This is a genomic window from Kluyvera sp. Awk 3 (assembly GCF_028069715.1).
GTDB classification, from domain to species: Bacteria; Pseudomonadota; Gammaproteobacteria; order Enterobacterales; family Enterobacteriaceae; genus Kluyvera; species Kluyvera georgiana_A.
Map to the genome: position 1 here is coordinate 1 of NZ_JANEWH010000091.1, position 20177 is coordinate 20177.

Sequence of the window (20177 nt, forward strand, 5' to 3'; positions counted from 1 at the left end):
GGCTTAAAGTATATCCTGGCCAACGATACCTAAGCTAAACCATTTCTTTTTCCTTAGACATAAAAACCACTTTATCGAGGAATGATGGCATATCGAACTGCAAAACAATAAATTAACAAAACATCAAACAAAGACAGCCGTCATTCCCCAGTAAAAAACAATGTTCCAACGACAAAAAATGAACAAAATCTTCTACTGCTAACCCTTCAAAACAGCGGGGATGGGGAGTACATTGTTCGGTGCTGACTTCCACGGCAGGGAGTGGCAATAACAGCTAAAAAGGTCAAAGGTTCATGTCCCCCATCGAAAAATCCAGAAAATTAGATAACGTTTGTTACGACATTCGCGGCCCGGTACTCAAAGAGGCCAAACGCCTTGAAGAAGAAGGCAACAAAGTTCTTAAACTGAATATCGGCAACCCGGCGCCTTTCGGGTTTGACGCGCCGGATGAAATTCTGGTCGACGTGATCCGCAACCTGCCGACGGCGCAGGGTTATTGCGACTCCAAAGGTCTCTATTCCGCGCGTAAGGCCATTATGCAGCACTACCAGGCGCGCGGTATGCGTGACGTCACGGTAGAAGACATTTACATTGGCAACGGCGTTTCCGAGCTTATCGTGCAGGCCATGCAGGCGCTGCTCAATAGCGGCGACGAAATGCTGGTACCGGCTCCGGACTATCCGCTGTGGACAGCGGCAGTGTCATTATCCAGCGGTAATGCGGTGCACTATCTGTGCGATGAGTCCGCCGGCTGGTTCCCGGACCTCGACGATATCCGCGCGAAAATTACCCCACGCACGCGTGGCATCGTGATCATCAACCCGAACAACCCTACCGGCGCGGTATACTCAAAAGAGCTGCTGATGGAGATCGTGGAGATCGCCCGCGAGCACAATCTGATCATCTTCGCCGACGAAATCTACGACAAGATCCTCTATGACGCGGCGCAGCATCACTCGATTGCCGCCCTGGCGCCGGATCTGCTGACCGTGACCTTCAACGGTTTATCCAAGACCTATCGTGTGGCCGGTTTCCGTCAGGGCTGGATGGTGCTCAACGGGCCGAAGAAACACGCGAAAGGCTACATTGAAGGGCTGGAAATGCTGGCCTCGATGCGCCTGTGCGCCAACGTTCCGGCGCAGCACGCGATTCAGACCGCACTGGGCGGCTATCAGAGTATCAGTGAATTTATTACGCCGGGCGGACGTCTGTACGAACAGCGTAACCGCGCGTGGGAGCTGATTAACGAGATCCCTGGGGTTTCCTGTGTCAAGCCACAGGGCGCGCTGTATATGTTCCCGAAAATCGACGCGAAACGCTTCAATATTCATGACGATCAGCGCATGGTGCTGGACTTCCTGTTACAGGAAAAAGTCCTGCTGGTTCAGGGCACTGCCTTTAACTGGCCGTGGCCGGATCACGTCCGTATCGTCACCCTGCCGCGTGAGGACGATCTGGAAATGGCCATCACCCGTTTTGGTCGCTTCCTCTCAGGCTATCACCAGCTGTAATCATCGTCTGAATTGGCCGCCGGCATTTGCATCCGGCGGCCATCTCTGCGCACAATGCCTTTACAAAAGCTACTGAGTAAGGGTTGTTATGAATCAGAGTCATTTTTTTGCCCACCTCTCCCGCCTGAAGTTAATTAACCGCTGGCCGCTGATGCGCAACGTGCGCACCGAGAACGTCTCTGAACACAGCCTTCAGGTCGCGATGGTCGCTCACGCGCTCGCCGCCATTAAAAACCGCAAGTTTAACGGCCAGCTCAACGCCGAACGTATTGCACTGCTGGCGATGTATCACGACGCTTCCGAAGTGCTGACCGGCGATCTGCCGACCCCGGTCAAGTATTTCAACTCTCAGATTGCCCAGGAGTACAAGGCGATAGAAAAAATCGCCCAGCAGAAGCTCATTGAGATGGTACCGGACGAACTGCGCGATATTTTTGCGCCGCTTGTCGACGAACATCAAAGCAGCGAAGAAGAGAAAGCGATTGTGAAGCAGGCAGACGCCCTGTGCGCCTACCTGAAGTGCCTGGAAGAGCTATCAGCCGGTAACAACGAATTCCTGCTGGCGAAAGGTCGTCTGGAGAAAACGCTGGCCTCACGGCGCAGCGAAGAGATGGATTACTTTATGGCGGTGTTCGTACCCAGCTTTCATCTTTCACTGGATGAAATAAGCCAGGACTCGCCGCTTTAATCCCCCCGACGACGGTGAGTTTGTAGGCCAGATAAGACGTTTACGTCGCCATCCGGCCTACCTATCCCGTTCATCAGAACGGGAATAAAATCGGCACCAGTATCACGCAGATGATCATCACCAGCACCGTAAACGGCACGCCGATTTTGACGAAGTCGCTGAAGCTGTATCTTCCGGGCCCCAGCACCAGGGTGTTTACCGGTGACGACACCGGCGTCATAAAGGCCGCCGAGGCCGCCATCGCGACGATCATCGCAAACGGATAGGGCGACACTCCCATCGATTTTGCCGTCGCCAGCGCAATCGGCGCCATCAGCACCGCCGTGGCCGTATTAGAGATAAACAAACCAATCGCCGCGCACATGACGAACAAGCAGCCCAGCATCAGATAAGGCCCCTGCCCGCCGCCGACGTCCATCAGCCCTTTTACCACCAGATCGACACCGCCGGTTTTTTGCAGCGCTAACGCGAACGGCATCATCCCGACGATCAGGATAATGCTCGGCCAGTGAATAGATTTATAGGCGCTCTGGGCATCGATACAGCGGAATTTGCCCATCAGCAGACAGGCGATAATCGCGGCAATGGGGTTAGGAATTTCATCGGTGAGCATCAGCGCGACCATCAACACCAGGCAAAAGATGGCGTGCGGCGCCTGGCTGTGCGCTGGCGATGCATCGCTCACTTCAACCGGCAGATTGAGGACCACGAAATCACGGCCATTCTGCGCCAGCTGGCTTATCTGCTTCCAGTTGCCGACCACCAGCACAATGTCGCCCAACTGCAGTGACTCATCCACGACCGAGCCATCCAGCGCCTCGCCATCGCGTTTCATCCCTACAACGTTCAAACCGTAACGGGTACGGAAGCCCATTTCACGAATGGTTTTACCAATCAGCTCGGACTCTGGAATCAGCGACACCTCCGCCATCCCGACGTCCAGCGCCTGATCGGAGAAATACTCGCCGCGCAGCACCATCGGCTCGAGCATCTGCTCGCTACAGAACTGACGCAGGTCGATTTCAGCGGCGGACATATCAATCAGCAGCACGTCGCGCGCGCGAAACTCAGATACCCCGTTAACGTTCACAATCACCCGGCGAAAACGACGCCAGCGTTCCACCCCGATAATGTTGGCGCCATAGCGCTCGCGCAGCTTCATGTCGTCGAGACGCTGACCAATCATCGGCGAGCCGGGACGAATCGCCAGACGACGGGCACGGCCGGTCAGGTGATATTCTTTAATCAGATCGCGGAAGGTACTGCGTTTACGGCTATCTCGCGGCTGGCTGCCATCATCGCCCTTCAGTAAAAAGCGCATGACCAGCATATAGAGGATGCCGAAGACCAGCACCACCAGACCAATTGGCGTGACGCTAAAGAAGCTGAAACCCTCAAGCCCCTCGCGAATAAGCTCACTGTTGATAACCAGGTTAGGCGGCGTAGCCACCAGCGTCATCATACCGCTGATAAGCCCGGCAAAGCTCAGCGGCATCATTAAACGCGAAGGGGAAATATTCATGCGCGCCGAGACGCTAAGTACCACCGGGATAAAGATAGCGACGACACCGGTCGAGCTCATAAATGCCCCCAACCCGGCGACGGTTAACATCAGGAATACCAGCATTTTGGTTTCGCTGTTTCCCGCCACCTGTACCAGCCAGGAGCCCATGTTGGTCGCCACACCGGTGCGCACGAGGCCGTCGCCGATAATAAACAGCGCGGCAATCAAAATCACGTTAGGGTCGCTGAAGCCAGAAAAAGCTTCGCTTAGGGTCAGCGTGCCGCTGAGCACAAAGGCCACAATGATGCCCAGCGCGATCGCATCCATGCGCACCTTGCCGGTGGCGAAAAGCACCACCGCAATCGCAAGCAGACACAGCACCCAAATCAGTTCACCGTTCACAGCACATCCTTGTCATCAAATAAGCGGTAAGTTGTTCAAGTAAAAAGCCGTTGACTATAATGACAGAAAAAAGCCCCAACGATGTGGGGCTAAATCATAAGATCATGCATTCTGCGAGACGTTGACCCAGCCATCAGCCTGTTTTTCAACCCGCAGCGACGCCAGCGTCGAGAGGACAAAGTCGACCTCCAGCAGCTCGGGCGTCTCCGGCGGTACGTTCACGGCGGCGACATGGCAGCCCGCCGCTAACCCCGACTGTACGCCCGCCAGCGCATCTTCGACGACCAGACAGTCCTGCGGCGGCAGACCCAGCAGTTCGGCCCCTAGTAAATAGGCGTCCGGTTGCGGCTTTCCGCGTTTGACTTGCTCGGCGGTGACGAACACCGCAGGCATCGGCAGGCCCGCCGCGCGATGACGCGCATGGGCGACCGGAATGGAGCCAGAGGTAACGATGGCCCATGGAACGCTTTGCGCATCAAGATGCTGGAGCAGCGCCACCGCGCCAGGCAGCGCACGAATACCGTCGAGATCGTTCGCTTCTATCTGTTCCAGCCGCAGAAACTCGGCCTGAATTTCCGCCTCCGATTTATCCGGCATGAAATGACGCAGCGTGGTGATCGCCTGTTTGCCGTGAATAAAGTCCAGAACCGCTTGCGGATCAACGCCATAGCTTTCCGCCCAAAACTGCCAGGAACGCTCAACCACCGGCAGTGAATCCACCAGCGTACCGTCTAAATCAAACAGGAAACCTTTGCACTGCACAGCGGCCTCCATCAGGCGTTAATGATCTGATTAATTTCGTTGCTGCTCAGATGATACTGGCGCGGGCACCCGTGCCAAACGTTCAGCATGCGCTGGTATTTGTCCCACATCGGGGTCTGCGCGTTGAAGCCGTGAGTCCCCGCATCAAAGTGGGTATAGCGGCCTTCTACATTCACCATAAAGCGGACATAGCCCAGGAAACGCGCTTCGGTCGCCGCATCAAAGCCGAGGAAAGTGACACGACGTTCATCAATGGTGTCGGCGTCTTTCAGGTTGGTCCAGGAGACGTGCAGCGCGTGGTACATCTCCATGATGTCGATAACGATACGACAGGTCTCTTCTTTGAGTTCGCCAAATTCACGGTCCAGTTCACGCATCTGTAAACCATAACCACGTTCGATAATGGTCTGCAGGCGGCGGTAGCGCTCAGCGTTGTCGGGATCAAGCATAGTCATCATTTTGTACTGATTGGACAAAATCAGACGTTGAGCATGGGTCATTTCCATTTTTCGACTCCTGTTGCGCTTTGCAGCATAAAAAAAAAGACACAAGGTTTGTGTCTTCTTTTATATGCGTTTTTCGCTATCAATTACAAATCATCGAGGAAAGTTTTATCCAGTTGTTTGAAGGCGCGCTTAAGCGTGTCAGCCAGCGCCTGGTAATCCGGCTTTCCTTCGACCGGCGCGAGCGCCTGCCCGGCTTCCTGTAATTTGCCGCGCACTTCATAGAACCACTGCAGGATTGACGGCGGCAATGGCGTGACGGAACGCTTACCCAACCACCACAGACCTTGCATCGGCAGGCTCAGCGCAAAGAGCGCCGTGGCCACCGCGGGGCCAAGCTGACCACCCAGGGCGATTTGCCAGCAGAGCGTAAAAATCGCCAGCGGCGGCATCAAGCGTATCGCATGGCGCGTCGCGCGAATCACGCGATTCTCAACAAACACCGGCGCAAGACGTTTTTCCAGCGGCCACGTCTTTGCATAGTGCTGCCCCCGGCTAAACAAACTGAAAAAACTGACCGGGCGTTGCTCGGGAGTCGACATGGCTAACCTCAACTTCTCGTATAAAAATTAAAATATTTTTGCAAAACAACAACTGGGTATGACATCGTTCAAAAAATTTTGGCATAGCCCCGGCAATCGGGTATCCTGTGCCAGCCTGAGATAACCTGATTCTATACACTCCGGCACATCAAATTATCGCATATTCTGCCATTGGCTGAAAATTATGCAAAATGGCTTAGAATCAATATGTATTTCTTAGATCATGCCTGAAAAGTGTTCCGGGCATGATGTTAATCATAAATGTCGGTGTCATCCTGCGCTACGCTTAATGACTCATTGACGTTTTTTTAGCCACGTATCATAAATAGGTACTTCCATGTCGAGTAAGTTAGTACTGGTTCTGAACTGCGGTAGCTCCTCACTGAAATTTGCAATCATCGATGCAGTTAATGGTGAAGAATACCTCTCTGGTTTAGCCGAATGTTTCCATCTTCCAGAAGCACGTATCAAGTGGAAAATGGACGGCGGTAAACAAGAAGCGGCTTTAGGTGCAGGCGCCGCTCACAGTGAAGCGCTGAACTTCATCGTTAATACAATTCTGGCACAAAAACCAGAACTGTCTGCTCAGCTGACCGCGATCGGCCACCGTATCGTACACGGCGGCGAGAAGTACACCAGCTCCGTTGTGATCGACGAATCCGTTATCCAGGGCATCAAAGACTCTGCCTCTTTCGCTCCGCTGCACAACCCGGCTCACCTGATCGGTATCGCCGAAGCGCTGAAATCCTTCCCGCAGCTGAAAGACAAGAACGTTGCTGTATTCGATACCGCGTTCCACCAGACCATGCCGGAAGAATCTTACCTGTATGCTCTGCCGTACAGCCTGTACAAAGAACACGGCATCCGTCGCTACGGCGCGCACGGCACCAGCCACTTCTATGTGACTCAGGAAGCCGCGAAAGTTCTGAACAAACCGGTTGAAGAAGTTAACATCATCACCTGCCACCTCGGCAACGGCGGTTCCGTTTCCGCTATCCGTAACGGCGTGTGCGTAGACACCTCCATGGGTCTGACCCCGCTGGAAGGTCTGGTGATGGGTACTCGCTCTGGCGATATCGACCCGGCTATCATTTTCCATCTGCATGACACCCTGGGCATGAGCATCGACCAGATCAACAAGCTGCTGACCAAAGAGTCCGGCCTGCTGGGTCTGACCGAAGTGACCAGCGACTGCCGTTATGTAGAAGACAACTACAAAGATAAAGAAGACGCTAAACGTGCAATGGACGTTTACTGCCACCGTCTGGCGAAATACATCGGCGCTTACACTGCACTGATGGACGGTCGTCTGGACGCGGTTATCTTCACCGGTGGTATTGGTGAAAACGCGGCAATGGTGCGTGAACTGTCCCTGGGCAAACTGGGCGTTCTGGGCTTCGAAGTTGATCACGAACGTAACCTGGCTGCCCGTTTCGGCAAGTCTGGCTTCATCAACAAAGAAGGCACTCGTCCTGCCATCGTTATCCCGACCAACGAAGAACTGGTCATTGCACAAGACGCCAGCCGTCTGACTGCCTGATATCACACCGCCAGCCTAGCTGGCGGTGCTGTTTTGTATCCCGCCCGAAACTGGCGGTAACGAAAGAGGATAAACCGTGTCCCGTACTATTATGCTGATCCCTACCGGAACCAGCGTCGGCCTGACCAGCGTCAGCCTTGGCGTGATCCGTGCTATGGAACGCAAAGGCGTTCGTCTGAGCGTCTTTAAGCCTATCGCTCAACCACGTTCCGGTGGTGATGCGCCTGACCAGACTACCACTATCGTTCGCGCAAACTCATCAACAACGACAGCGGCTGAACCGCTGAAGATGAGCCATGTAGAAACGCTGCTCTCCAGCAATCAGAAAGATGTGCTGATGGAAGAGATCATTGCCAACTACCACGCGAACAGCAAAGATGCAGAAGTGGTGCTGGTTGAAGGCCTGGTCCCAACCCGTAAACACCAGTTCGCTCAGTCTCTGAACTACGAAATCGCGAAAACGCTGAACGCGGAAATCGTCTTCGTCATGTCTCAGGGTACCGACACTCCGGAACAGCTGAACGAGCGTATTGAACTGACTCGCAACAGCTTCGGCGGCGCGAAAAACACCAACATCACCGGCGTTATCGTGAACAAACTGAACGCACCGGTTGATGAACAGGGCCGTACTCGCCCGGATCTGTCTGAGATCTTCGACGACTCATCCAAAGCGCAGGTCGTGAAAATCGACGCTGAACAGCTGAAGGGCCACAGCACGCTGCCTGTACTGGGCGCGGTACCGTGGAGCTTCGATCTGATCGCCACTCGCGCGATCGATATGGCGCGTCACCTGAACGCCACCGTGATCAACGAAGGCGATATCAACACCCGCCGCGTGAAGTCCGTAACCTTCTGTGCGCGTAGCATCCCGCACATGCTGGAGCACTTCCGTGCAGGTTCCCTGCTGGTAACCTCCGCAGACCGTCCGGACGTGCTGGTTGCAGCCTGCCTGGCCGCGATGAACGGCGTGGAAATCGGTGCCCTGCTGCTGACCGGCGGCTACGACATGGATCCGCGCATCAGCAAGCTGTGTGAGCGTGCATTCGCTACCGGCCTGCCGGTATTCATGGTGAACACCAACACCTGGCAGACCTCTCTGAGCCTGCAGAGCTTCAACCTGGAAGTTCCGGTTGATGACCGCGAGCGTATCGAGAAAGTTCAGGAATACGTTGCCAACTTTATCAACCCGGAATGGATTGATTCCCTGACTGCGACCTCTGAACACAGCCGTCGCCTGTCTCCGCCGGCATTCCGCTACCAGCTGACCGAGCTGGCGCGTAAAGCGGGCAAACGCGTTGTTCTGCCGGAAGGCGACGAACCGCGTACCGTTAAAGCGGCCGCTATCTGTGCGGAACGCGGCATCGCAACCTGCGTCCTGCTGGGTAACCCGGACGAAATCAACCGCGTTGCGGCCTCTCAGGGTGTTGAACTGGGCGCTGGCGTTGAAATCGTTGATCCGGATGTGGTTCGCGAAAGCTACGTGGCTCGCCTGGTCGAACTGCGTAAGAACAAAGGCATGACCGAAACCGTTGCCCGCGAACAGCTGGAAGACAACGTGGTTCTCGGTACCCTGATGCTGGAACAGGACGACGTAGACGGCCTGGTTTCCGGTGCGGTTCACACCACAGCGAACACCATTCGTCCGCCGCTGCAGCTGATCAAAACTGCGCCGGGTAGCTCTCTGGTGTCTTCCGTGTTCTTCATGCTGCTGCCTGAACAGGTTTACGTTTACGGCGACTGCGCGATCAACCCGGATCCGACGGCAGAACAGCTGGCAGAAATTGCGATTCAGTCCGCTGAATCCGCCATTGCTTTCGGTATCGAACCGCGCGTTGCAATGCTCTCCTACTCCACCGGCACCTCTGGTGCAGGTAGCGACGTAGAGAAAGTTCGCGAAGCAACTCGTCTGGCACAGGAAAAACGTCCTGACCTGATGATCGACGGCCCGCTGCAGTACGACGCCGCTGTTATGGCTGACGTAGCAAAATCCAAAGCACCGAACTCTCCGGTTGCAGGTCGCGCTACCGTGTTCATCTTCCCGGATCTGAACACCGGTAACACCACCTACAAAGCGGTACAGCGTTCTGCCGACCTGATCTCCATCGGGCCGATGCTGCAGGGTATGCGCAAGCCGGTGAACGACCTGTCTCGTGGCGCGCTGGTAGACGATATCGTCTACACTATCGCTCTGACCGCGATCCAGTCTTCACAGCAGCAGTAATTCATGCTGATGGCATGAAAAAGGCGACCAACAGGTCGCCTTTTTATTTACAGTAGCTCTCGCGCGGCCGACACAATATCATGCGCAGTCAGGCCATATTCTTTCTGTAAAAAGTCCTGCGTTCCCACCTGACCATAGCGTTCTTTTACCCCCACCCGCCGCATCGGTACGGGACACGTTTCGACAAGCACTTCCGCCACCGCTGACCCCAGGCCGTTATGGATGCTGTGGTTTTCACAGGTCACGATACGCCCGGTTTTTTCCGCATAGTTTTTCACCAGCATTTTGTCGATAGGCTTGAGGGTAAACATGTCTATCACCGCCGCGCTGACCCCAAGCTGCTCAAGCTGGCGTGCCGCTTCCAGCGCCTCTGTCACCATAATACCGTTGGCAATCAGCGTAATATCACTACCTTCGCGCAGCACGTTGCCCTTGCCGATGGTAAAGGTTGACCCTGGCGCATACACGCTCGGCGCCTGCTTGCGGATGGTACGCAGCCAGTAAAAACCGTCGAGGTTGATGAGCTGACGCAGAATATCTTCAAACATCACCGCATCGGTGACTTCCAGCACCACCGAATGCGCCAGACCGCGGACAATCCCCATATCCTCAAAAGACATATGCGTACCGCCGTTATGACAGGCGGTCACTCCCGCGTCAGAGGCAATCACCTTGACGTTATTGCGCTGATAATCCAGCGACATAAACAGTTGGTCAAAGCAGCGGCGGCTGGCAAACGCGGTAAACGTATGCACAAACGGCTTACGTCCGGTGAGCGATAGCCCGGCGGCGGTGCCAATCACGTTCGCTTCCATAATGCCGCAGTTGATCACATGTTGCGGATACTCGCGGGCAACGCTGTCCATCGCCATAGAGCTCATCAGGTCAGCTTCCAGCGCGATGATCGGGCTGCCTTCGGCAATCTGCTGGGCAACAAATCCGGCGTATACTTTACGCATTTCCAGAGCGTCTTTTTGTCCTGCAGGGGCAACCTTAATCATGTTCAGTCTCCAGTTGGCGAATGCTCTCGTTTATCGTCTCTTTCATCTCATCCGTCAGGCGTAAATGATGGTTATTGGCGAGATTCTCGAGATAGGGCACCCCCTGGCCTTTGACGCTATCGAGGATCACCACCCGTGGGCGAGCATCAACAGGCGGCACCGGCTGTACCGCCGCCAGCAGTCCTGGGATGTCATCGCCTTTCACGGTCACCACGTCAAAACCAAAGGCGCGGAATTTTTCGTCAAGGTTGAAAGGACAGATAATGTCATCCAGCTTGCCGTCAAGCTGCAGCTTGTTCCAGTCGACAAAGACGGTCAGGTTATTCAGACGATGATGGGCAATAAACTGGAACGCCTCCCAGCACTGCCCCTCATTCAGTTCGCCATCCCCCACGATGCAGAAAACACGATTCGCGCGCCCCGCCAGTTGATGCGAGAGTGCCATCCCCGCAGCGATGGAAATCCCCTGCCCCAACGACCCCGTCGTCGCATCCACGCCGCGCGTTTTGAGCCTGTCCGGATGACTCGGGAGCCGCGTTCCGTTTTGGTTCAGCGTACTCAGCTCCTCAATCGGGAAATATCCCTTAATCGCCAGCGTACTGTACAGCGCCGGGCCGGCGTGCCCTTTCGACAGCACAAAATAGTCCCGTTCTGGCCAGTCCGGGTCTGCCGGGTCAATTTTCATTACCGCGCCGTACAGCACGGCCAGCGTTTCCACCACCGACATGCTACCGCCGTAATGGCCGAACCCCAGATTGGTCAGCGATTTCAGGGTTTCCACGCGAATCTCACGCGCCAGTGCGCTCACTTCTTTCACATTCATGATTTAGCCCCGTTGTTCTCCTGCGCGCTGCCGCCCACAGATTTCTTTTTCGCAAAAACGTTGTACGCCACCAGCGCTGCAAACAAGGCGACGACCAGGCCCGTAATAGCAAACGGCGACAGATAGCGGGCCAGGTTCCCCAGCACAATACCGACGACGCCAAAATCAGCATCCGAGAAGGTCGTATTGGCAAAACCAATCGCCCCCAGTACTGGCAAGAGCAGCACAGGCAGGAAGGTGATCAGCAGACCGTTAGCAAACGCGCCAATCATCGCGCCGCGTCGGCCACCAGTGGCATTGCCAAACACGCCGGCCGTCGCGCCGGTAAAGAAGTGCGGCACCACGCCGGGTAAAATCAGCACCCACTTAAACTGCCCACACAGGAACAGCCCAACGAGTCCACCCAGGAAGCTGAACAAGAAACCAATTAACACCGCGTTAGGGGCGTAGGGATACACCACCGGGCAGTCCAGCGCCGGGCGTGCGTGCGGCACCAGCTTTTCCGAGAAACCGGTAAACGCCGGTACGATCTCAGCCAGAATCAGGCGCACCCCTTGCAGGATGATGAATACACCGGCAGCAAAGGTGATCGCCATAATGATGGCGTAGACGAGATAGTTCTGACCGCCGCTGAAGGTGCTTTCAACATATTCACGCCCTGCGCTGACCGCCATGATCAGGTAGATAATCATCATGGTCAGTGAAATGGAGATAGAGCTGTCACGCAGAAAACTCAGGTTCTTCGGCAGGTTCATCTCTTCGGTCGAACGCGACCCTTTACCACAGACGCTGCCGATCCAGCCCGAAAGCACATAGCCCAACGTACCGAAGTGGCCGAAGGCGATGTCATCGGTGCCGGTAATACGCTTCATATAACGCTGTGCCAGCGCCGGGAAGAATGCCATGACCAGGCCGAGGATCAGCGAGCCGGTAAAGACCAGTCCGATACCGTCGAAACCCGCAACTGTCAGGATTACGCCGATCATGCAGGCCATATAGAAGGTGTGATGGCCGGTCAGGAAGATATATTTCAGGCGCGTAAAACGGGCGACCAGAATATTCGCGACCATACCAAATGCCATAATTAACGCCGTTGACGCGCCGTACTTCTCAAGCGCAATAGAAACAATCGCCTCATTATTCGGAATAATGCCTTGTATATTAAAGGCGTGTTCAAACATTCCTCCCAGTGGATTCAATGAGCCAACTAATACTGTCGCCCCACCGCCCAGGACAATAAACCCCAGGATAGTTTTAATCGTTCCCTTCACAACATCGGAAAAAGATTTCTTTTGTGCCACCAGGCCAATTAGCGCAATTAGCCCGACCAACACCGAAGGCACTTTGAGTATATCAACAACAAAATTCAGCGTTTCAAGGATAAACATATCCGCCTCGCTATAAAGAATTATTGTTTGGCAAACCAGGCGCGCAGCTGCGCTTCGAGTTCGTTAATATCGATGATGTTAGTAATGACCACCAGCTGACTCTCCGGCACGCTGGCGCTGGCGGCGATGTCCTTGGCCATCACGAATAAATCAGCCGCTCCCGGGGTAGCCGATGACAGATCCGAGTGCTCCACCTCAGCCTCTATTTCAAGCTTTTTAAGCACTTTTTTAATATTCATCTCAACCATAAAACTACTGCCCAGGCCAGAACCGCAAATTGCCATAATTTTCATTATTGTCACCTTTTGGGTAGAGTGCATTCCCATCACGCAGGCGCGTAATGTGCTATAAGTCGGATTGTATAAATAAATTAGAAACGTGCGATGATAGTTTTAATCTCCTCGAGACTGGTTGCCTGATGTAATTTATGCATATCTTCGTCGCTGGAAAATAATTCCGCCAGCGCAGAGATCATTTCAATATGGCTATGCTTATCCGGTGCCGCCAGCATAATAACAAGGTCCACAGGATCGAATTCTTCACAACCAAATGATACGCCCTGCTGCAATTTCAGCAGCGACAACCCTAAGCCGTTGGCGCCTTCTTCTGGCCGCGCATGAGGCATAGCCAAACCCGGCGCCAGCACATAGTACGGCCCCAGTTTACGATGCTGTTCCACGATGGCCGCCACGTATTTTTTTTCAATCACGCCCGCTTCCAGCAGCGGCCGGGCGCAGATATCCAACGCCTGCGACCAGTCTTCGACACGCTGTTGCAGCGTAATAGTGGCATCGGAGATCCAGGTATTGAGCATTTTGTCCCTCGTCTTTTCGCAAAAGATGGGCAAACTTTATGCAACCAGACAACAGTTATCTGAGAGGACGCTCACAAAGATAGCGCTATCATTCAAGAACGCACAGATTTGTGATAGCGCTATCATTTCGCAATCATCACATGAAAACGCAGAAAAATTTCCCGGTTAGGGCGTATACTCCCTGACAGATGAAGTAATGGATGATAATAAAAAACGTCTGTTTAGCAGGAATATGTATGTCTCTTACCCGAAAACGACGGAGTACCGGCAAGGTGACGATCGCCGATGTTGCTCAGTTAGCTGGCGTCGGCACCATGACCGTGTCCCGTGCGCTTCGCACGCCGGAACAGGTCTCCGATAAGCTACGAGAAAAAATCGAAGCGGCGGTTGCAGAACTCGGGTATATGCCCAATCTCGCCGCCAGCGCGCTGGCATCCGCCTCTTCAAAAACCATCGCCATGGTGGTGCCCAATCTTGCCGAGGCGGGCTGTTCCGCCATGTTTGCCGGGCTTCAGCAGATATTGCAGCCGGCAGGCTATCAAATCATGCTCGCAGAATCGCAACACCGTCTTGAGCAGGAAGAAAAGTTGCTGGAAACGCTGCTGGCCTCAAATATCGCTGCCGCCATACTGCTTAGCGTTGAACATAGCGACACCGTTCGTCACTGGTTAAAGAACGCCTCGATTCCGGTCATGGAAATCGGTGCAATGCGGACCGATCCTCTCGATATGAATATTGGGATTGATAACGTAGCCGCCATGTTCGAGCTGACTGAAATGCTTATCCATCGCGGATATCAGAATATTGGTTTACTGTGCGCCAACCAGGAACAGTGGATTTTCCAGCAGCATTTACATGGTTGGTATAAAGCGATGTTGCGCCACCATATGTCGCCCACCCGAGTGATTAACGCGGCCCTGCCCGCTAACTTTTCCACGGGCGCTTCTCAGCTTCCCGAGTTTATTCTGGCATGGCCGGAGCTGGATGCGCTGGTCTGTGTTTCCGATGAGCTTGCCTGTGGGGTGCTCTATGAATGCCAACGTCGGCGGATTAAAGTGCCGGATGATTTAGCCGTCGTCGGCTTTGGTGACAGCGACGTTAGCCGGGTATGTCAACCACCGTTGACAACCATGGCTGTACCGCATCATAAAATTGGTCTGGAGGCCGGACGCGCGCTTCTGGAACGCCTTAACGAGGGAGACTGGAGCGACAGGAAAACCATCGTCTCCAGTTTATGCATGAGGGATAGCTGCTAGCGATTACTCGGCTTCTTCCTCGACGTGGACTTCGTTGTTGGCGTTTCGCGTCATCCACAGCGCCAGCGCCTTCAGCGAGTCATCGGTAAATTCATCACAGCGGGCAGTAATTTCTTCCGGCGTCATCCAGCACACTTCGCTCACCTCTTCTTCCTGCAAGGCAAACGGCCCGTGCGAAACGCAGCTGAACAGGCTTCCCCAAACACGGCAGTGTTTATCTTCAAAATAGAATTGCCCGTGGTCGGCGAATGGCACGCCAGCAATGCCCAGTTCCTCTTCCGCCTCGCGGCGAGCGGACTCCAGCAGCGGCTCATCTGCCTGAACGACACCCCCAGCGGTGGCGTCCAGCATACCCGGCTGGTAGTCTTTCGTTTCGGTGCGGCGTTGCACCAGGATTTTGCCCATGCCGTCGTGCACGACGATATAGGTTGCCCGGTGACGCAGGCACTGCGCGCGCATCTGTTCACGGCTCGCTTGCGCGATGACCTCATTGTCTTCGCTGACAATATCGACCCATTCCGTGCTTGCCAAATGATTCTGCTCGACCATCCGAAAACCTTACCTTGAAAGCGCTCTTTACGGCGCGTTTTGTGATTGATGGGTAACTTACGGGTTAATAGCAACCTCTGCAATAACCTGTTGATCATTGAGTGCTAAAACTTGCAGTTTATGCCCGTCAAGCAGCCCATAGCTGGCAGCAAAACCGCCCTTAGGAATGCTAACTGAACCGGGGTTAAATAAGAATATCTCATCGCGTTTTTCTGCCACCGGAAGGTGCGTATGTCCGTAAACCAACACATCATTCGCGGCCAATGGCGGAAGATTCGCCGGACCATAAAGATGCCCGTGGGTCAAAAACAGCCGCTGATGTTCGGTGAGCACCTGCTGCCACGGCGCGGTAATGGGAAAGTGCAATAGCATCTGGTCAACTTCGCTATCGCAGTTGCCGCGCACGGCGATAATACGCTCGGCAACGCTATTGAGGCGTTCTGCCACCAGGGCCGGGGCATAGCCCTCCGGCAGTGCGTTACGCGGCCCATGGTTAAGAACATCCCCCAGAATCACCAGCCAGCGTGCGCCGCTCTCGGCAAACAGCGCCAGCACCCGTTCGGCAGCCGGTAACGAGCCATGAATATCCGATGCAAACATCAGCTTCATTAATCAAATCCCCACAATGATAAACCCCAATATCATAATGGATTACATCGACTTTTTCAGCCTGCGCGTTTTGCCGAAAGCGCCACATAACGTTGCACCGAGGCGCGCTGCCATTGGAAGGCCGCATAGTCTGCAAGCTGTTCCGGCACATCGTCTCCGTTGAATACCAGCCGGTTAAGCATCAGCGCCAGGTCGGTATCCGCCAGACACCACTCGCCAAACAGGTTGGGTCGACCGTGAGCCAGCAGCGCACTGGCGGTGTCAAACAGTTTAGCCGCGCTTTTGCGTCCTGCCTCCGTCAGCGGCGCTTTTTTCTCGCCAGCAAAGATAACCGACGTCGGCCGCTCTTCGCGGATAGGCATCAGGTCGCTGCGCAACCACGCCTGAATCTGTCGGGTAAGCGCGCGTTTTTGCTGGTCGTGCGGATACAACCGCTCCCACTCTGGCGGTGCAAAACGCTCATCAAGGTATTCCGTGATCGCGGAGGATTCACTGAGTGCAAAATCATCGACTTCGAGCAAGGGAACGCGACGGGTCGCCGCATAGCCGCGCCAGCCAGCCTGCAGATGTTCCCCCTGGTCGAGATTGACAGTTTTCAGGGTAAACGGCAGTCCTTTCTCCTGTAGGGCAACATAAACGGACATCACATAAGGCGAAAAGAAATCAGAATCGGACCAAAGCGTAAGAGTGGGCTGGCTCATAGTTTCCTCAACGGTGGGCAGACGAAATGCGAACGATACAGGCGCGAACCGGCGTCCATGACAACTGATTGCCAACATAGCTTGTCTTTATACGGATGTCACTTGCCCTCAACATGAGTATTTTGCAATCAGCAATCCCTACGTCAGAGCTTGCCGCGTGACAGGCGCTTTCGTGTATGATGAAGTGGACAACAATAAATAAGGAGAACACCTGCAATGTCTCAGTCTGACGCCGTCATCCGCATCAAAAACCTGCGCCTGCGCACCTTTATCGGCATCAAAGAAGAGGAGATCGCGAATCGTCAGGACATCGTCATCAATCTACAAATTCGCTATCCAGCAGAGAAATCACGCAGCAGCGAAGATATCAACGACGCGCTGAACTACCGCACCATCACCAAAAATATTATTCGCCACGTAGAAAGTAACCGTTTCTCTTTGCTGGAAAAATTAACTCAAGATGTGCTCGATATCGCACGCGAACATCACTGGGTCACTTATGCTGAAGTGGAGGTCGATAAACTTCACGCGCTGCGTTATGCCGACTCGGTGTCCATCACCCTAAGCTGGCAACGCTAAGCGCCCCCTGCGGGAGGTCATATGAGAGTTCTGCTTACCGGCGGCACTGGGCTGATAGGCCGCCATTTAGTTTCGCGCTTGCTGACGCTGGGCCATACGGTGTGCGTCGTGACCCGTTCTCCGGAAAAAGCCCGACAGATGCTCGACGCGCGCGTCGAGATTTGGCCAGGCCTGCAGAATGTGTCCACCCTTGACGGTGTCGACGCGGTCGTTAACCTGGCCGGTGAACCCATCGCCGACAAGCGCTGGACCCACGCGCAAAAGCAGAAACTGTGTGACAGCCGCTGGGCAATCACCCAGCGTATCAGCGAACTCATTCAGGCGAGCGAGACGCCGCCTGCCGTGCTGATTTCCGGCTCGGCTACCGGTTACTATGGCGACCTGGGTGAGGTCGTGGTCACGGAAGAAGAGCCGCCGCATAACGAATTTACCCACAAGCTGTGCGCCCGCTGGGAGCAAATCGCCAGCTCCGCGCAGAGCGACCGCACCCGCGTCTGTCTGCTGCGTACCGGCGTGGTGCTGGCCCGCGACGGAGGGATCCTCGGCAAAATGGTGCCGCCATTTAAGCTGGGCCTCGGCGGCCCCATCGGCAACGGCAGGCAGTACCTGGCGTGGATTCATATCGACGATATGGTCAACGGCATCCTGTGGCTGCTGAATAACGATCTGCGCGGGCCGTTTAATATGGTCTCCCCCTACCCGGTCCGTAACGAACAGTTTTCCCACGCGTTGGGTCAGGCCTTAAACCGTCCGGCTTTTCTGCGCGTTCCTGCCACCGCCATCCGCCTGCTGATGGGAGAATCGTCCGTGCTGGTACTCGGCGGCCAGCGCGCGCTACCCAAACGGCTGGAAGCGGCTGGGTTTACCTTCCGCTGGTACGATCTGGATGAAGCGCTGGCCAATATTCTGCGCTAGCGCCACCTATGTCTATCCGGTGATAGGGCTCGGCTATCACCGGCCAAACTAACATATTGGTTTGCAACTCGGCTTTGATGCTAAGGTATGTGTTTTGGCTCTTCGTTACGGCAATCTTTATGGTCTCAATCACCACTCCACGGCTACAGCTTTCCCCCTTCAATGAGCACGACTGGCCCTTCTTTTTACAACTGCGACAAAACCGCGAGGTGATGCGTTTTATGGGCGAAGTGCTGGATGAAGCGGCGATACATACGATATTTAAACAACGCTGCCGGGAAGCGGGTATTTTCGTTATCCGCGATGCGCAGGGCACGCCACTAGGCGATATCGGTCTGCGTATCAGCAGCAGAAACCCGCATGAAGCGGACGTCGGTTACGCGCTGTTGCCGACTGCGCAGGGTAAGGGCTATGCCAGCGAAGCGCTGGCGGCCATTTGCGACTTCGGCTTTCAACAGCTTTCGTTGGGGGCGATTAATGCCTGGGTGCTGGGTGATAATCAGCATTCGGCGCATCTGTTGGAAAAACAGGGTTTCACCCGCACGCAGGTGCTGGAAAAGGCGTATCTGTTGAATGGTCAGTACTATGATGACTGGGTGTATCGACTGGAAAAACAGGCCCGTTAACCGGGCCTGTACCCCGTTTAACGCGACGCCGCACCGCTAGCCTGGAAGGCCGCCTCAAGATCGTTGATCAGCACCTCCGCCGGTTCCTGGCCGACAGAAAGACGAATCAACCCCCGGGAGACGCCCGATTCATCGAGCGCCGCCTGATTGTAACCGCGGTTAGGCGAAATAATCAGACTCTCATAGCCCCCCCAGCTAGGACCAATTTTAAACACCCGGCAGGCATCAATAAAACCTTTCACCTTCTCAAAATCGGCGTTTTTCAGTTCAAAGCTGAACAGCCCTGAGAAACCGCTCATCTGGCGTTGGATAATCTCTTTTTCCGCCGTCGACGCCAGATAGGGGTGGCGAATATTTTCGACATCGTCGCGGCGCCGCAACCAATCAATCACCTTGATGGCATTATGCTGATGCGCCTGCATTCGTACCGGCAGCGTACGTAAGCCGCGCAATAACAGCCACGCGCTGAACGGTGCCAGCACAGCCCCTAATAGCTGATGCGAAAAATCACGAATCGGCCCCATCAGCGAAGACCGGGTAATCACCACACCAGCCAGAATATCGCTATGCCCGGCAATATATTTAGTACAAGAATGAATAACAATATCAAAACCGAGGCTGAGTGGTTTCTGGAAGAGCGGCGTCGGCCACGTATTATCAATGGCGGTAATAATATTATGCCGCGCAGCCAGTTCGGCAATCGCCCGCAAATCGACAACTCTCATGGTCATCGAACCGGGGGATTCCGTATAAATCATTCGCGTATTAGGTTTTATTTTACACGCAATATCCAGCAGATCGCCGTCGGGAATAATATCGTATTCCACATCATATTTTTGCGCCAGCGACTTAACCAGTTCAACGGCTGGGCCATAGACTTGATTGACCAGAAGAATATGATCGCCGCGATTCAGGTAACCGATCATCACCGCGCCAATCGCGCCCATTCCCGATGCAAAGCATCGCGCCTCTTCCCCGCCTTCCAGACGCGCCAGCTTCTCTTCGGCCATGCGAACCGTTGGGTTCAGACCGCGGCTGTATATATAACGCCGCGTCTCCTGCAGCATATCATCGCAATATTGTTGATAATCTTTTTGCGCAAACAGGCTGGTCTGTATAATTGGCGGCGCCACTGCGCCAAAATAAGCTTCATGCGGTTCGTCCATGCCAGAGCAGGCAAGATAATCGCTTTCCAACACAGCGCCGTTATTCATTAACATATTTTCATAGCTAGCCATTATAT

General features: G+C 54.5%; 21 protein-coding genes. 8 read left to right on the top strand and 13 right to left on the bottom strand.

The annotated features are described in order from the left end of the window. Window positions 1–293 precede the first annotated feature (293 nt). Together alaA and yfbR are read left to right on the top strand one after the other, a co-directional pair. Window positions 294–1511 carry an alanine transaminase AlaA gene (gene alaA, locus NNN71_RS17180; protein ID WP_064543877.1) on the top strand — a complete coding sequence of 406 codons (1218 nt, stop codon included), beginning with the start codon at window positions 294–296 and terminating at the stop codon, window positions 1509–1511. An 88-nt stretch (window positions 1512–1599) separates the two neighbouring features. After that, entirely contained in the window at window positions 1600–2199 is a 600-nt protein-coding gene (gene yfbR / locus NNN71_RS17185) for a 5'-deoxynucleotidase (RefSeq protein ID WP_163448722.1), read from the top strand. A gap of 73 nt (window positions 2200–2272) precedes the next feature. Here the strand turns inward: yfbR and NNN71_RS17190 are convergent, their stop codons facing one another. The 4 genes from NNN71_RS17190 to yfbV form a co-directional block, all read right to left on the bottom strand. Beyond that, window positions 2273–4105, bottom strand: a complete 1833-nt coding sequence (locus NNN71_RS17190; protein ID WP_223803051.1) for an SLC13 family permease — start codon at window positions 4103–4105, stop codon at window positions 2273–2275. Between the two features lie 102 nt (window positions 4106–4207). Then, the gene (locus tag NNN71_RS17195) at window positions 4208–4867 is read right to left on the bottom strand and encodes a sugar phosphatase (RefSeq protein ID WP_163448724.1); all 660 of its coding nucleotides are present in this window, start codon (window positions 4865–4867) and stop codon (window positions 4208–4210) included. A gap of 11 nt (window positions 4868–4878) precedes the next feature. Next, a complete protein-coding gene (locus NNN71_RS17200) occupies window positions 4879–5373 on the bottom strand; it encodes a YfbU family protein (protein WP_035892491.1) in 495 nt (164 codons plus the stop codon). 83 nt (window positions 5374–5456) lie between these two features. Beyond that, window positions 5457–5912: a terminus macrodomain insulation protein YfbV gene (yfbV, locus tag NNN71_RS17205; RefSeq protein ID WP_064543871.1), complete on the bottom strand. Its 456-nt coding sequence runs from the start codon at window positions 5910–5912 to the stop codon at window positions 5457–5459. 337 nt (window positions 5913–6249) lie between these two features. On the opposite strand from yfbV, the gene ackA reads away from it, so the two are divergent. Together ackA and pta are read left to right on the top strand one after the other, a co-directional pair. Further along, window positions 6250–7452, top strand: coding sequence for an acetate kinase (gene ackA, locus NNN71_RS17210; RefSeq protein ID WP_163448726.1), 1203 nt, complete (start codon window positions 6250–6252; stop codon window positions 7450–7452). A 76-nt stretch (window positions 7453–7528) separates the two neighbouring features. Then, window positions 7529–9673, top strand: coding sequence for a phosphate acetyltransferase (pta, locus tag NNN71_RS17215; protein ID WP_064543867.1), 2145 nt, complete (start codon window positions 7529–7531; stop codon window positions 9671–9673). Between the two features lie 47 nt (window positions 9674–9720). Here pta and NNN71_RS17220 read toward each other — a convergent pair whose 3' ends face one another. The 5 genes from NNN71_RS17220 to NNN71_RS17240 form a co-directional block, all read right to left on the bottom strand. Next, window positions 9721–10674, bottom strand: a complete 954-nt coding sequence (locus tag NNN71_RS17220; protein ID WP_064543855.1) for a transketolase family protein — start codon at window positions 10672–10674, stop codon at window positions 9721–9723. After that, window positions 10667–11497: a transketolase gene (locus NNN71_RS17225; protein WP_167575343.1), complete on the bottom strand. Its 831-nt coding sequence runs from the start codon at window positions 11495–11497 to the stop codon at window positions 10667–10669. The genes NNN71_RS17220 and NNN71_RS17225 overlap by 8 nt, the downstream gene beginning before the upstream one ends. Beyond that, on the bottom strand, window positions 11494–12885 hold the full coding sequence (locus NNN71_RS17230; protein ID WP_163448730.1) for a PTS ascorbate transporter subunit IIC: 1392 nt from the start codon (window positions 12883–12885) through the stop codon (window positions 11494–11496). Before NNN71_RS17230 ends, NNN71_RS17225 begins: the two co-directional genes overlap by 4 nt. Window positions 12886–12905: 20 nt before the next feature. Next, window positions 12906–13178 carry a PTS sugar transporter subunit IIB gene (locus NNN71_RS17235; RefSeq protein WP_041146575.1) on the bottom strand — a complete coding sequence of 91 codons (273 nt, stop codon included), beginning with the start codon at window positions 13176–13178 and terminating at the stop codon, window positions 12906–12908. Window positions 13179–13255: 77 nt separating this feature from the next. Continuing rightward, window positions 13256–13699 (bottom strand): PTS sugar transporter subunit IIA, encoded by a 444-nt coding sequence (locus tag NNN71_RS17240; protein ID WP_167575341.1) that lies wholly within the window; start codon window positions 13697–13699, stop codon window positions 13256–13258. A 236-nt stretch (window positions 13700–13935) separates the two neighbouring features. Here NNN71_RS17240 and NNN71_RS17245 point away from each other — a divergent pair, with 236 nt between their 5' ends. After that, complete coding sequence (locus NNN71_RS17245) at window positions 13936–14955, top strand: LacI family DNA-binding transcriptional regulator (protein WP_249022967.1); 1020 nt, start codon at window positions 13936–13938, stop codon at window positions 14953–14955. 3 nt (window positions 14956–14958) lie between these two features. On the opposite strand, the gene yfcD is transcribed toward NNN71_RS17245, so the two are convergent. Genes yfcD through yfcF form a run of 3 tightly spaced genes read right to left on the bottom strand, consistent with a single transcriptional unit; the run spans window position 14959 to window position 16814 of the window. Continuing rightward, complete coding sequence (yfcD, locus tag NNN71_RS17250; protein WP_163448733.1) at window positions 14959–15504, bottom strand: NUDIX hydrolase YfcD; 546 nt, start codon at window positions 15502–15504, stop codon at window positions 14959–14961. Window positions 15505–15561: 57 nt separating this feature from the next. Next, on the bottom strand, window positions 15562–16113 hold the full coding sequence (gene yfcE, locus NNN71_RS17255) for a phosphodiesterase (protein ID WP_249022966.1): 552 nt from the start codon (window positions 16111–16113) through the stop codon (window positions 15562–15564). 56 nt (window positions 16114–16169) lie between these two features. Further along, window positions 16170–16814: a glutathione transferase gene (gene yfcF, locus NNN71_RS17260; RefSeq protein ID WP_167575340.1), complete on the bottom strand. Its 645-nt coding sequence runs from the start codon at window positions 16812–16814 to the stop codon at window positions 16170–16172. A 216-nt stretch (window positions 16815–17030) separates the two neighbouring features. Between yfcF and folX the strand changes: the two genes are divergently transcribed. The 3 genes from folX (at window position 17031) to NNN71_RS17275 (ending at window position 18934) form a co-directional block, all read left to right on the top strand. Continuing rightward, a complete protein-coding gene (folX, locus tag NNN71_RS17265) occupies window positions 17031–17393 on the top strand; it encodes a dihydroneopterin triphosphate 2'-epimerase (protein WP_163448736.1) in 363 nt (120 codons plus the stop codon). Between the two features lie 21 nt (window positions 17394–17414). Continuing rightward, window positions 17415–18308 (top strand): TIGR01777 family oxidoreductase, encoded by an 894-nt coding sequence (locus NNN71_RS17270; protein ID WP_271458990.1) that lies wholly within the window; start codon window positions 17415–17417, stop codon window positions 18306–18308. Between the two features lie 119 nt (window positions 18309–18427). Continuing rightward, entirely contained in the window at window positions 18428–18934 is a 507-nt protein-coding gene (locus NNN71_RS17275) for a GNAT family N-acetyltransferase (protein WP_163448738.1), read from the top strand. A gap of 17 nt (window positions 18935–18951) precedes the next feature. Here the strand turns inward: NNN71_RS17275 and NNN71_RS17280 are convergent, their stop codons facing one another. Further along, entirely contained in the window at window positions 18952–20172 is a 1221-nt protein-coding gene (locus tag NNN71_RS17280; RefSeq protein ID WP_271458991.1) for a trans-sulfuration enzyme family protein, read from the bottom strand. Between the last annotated feature and the right edge of the window lie 5 nt (window positions 20173–20177).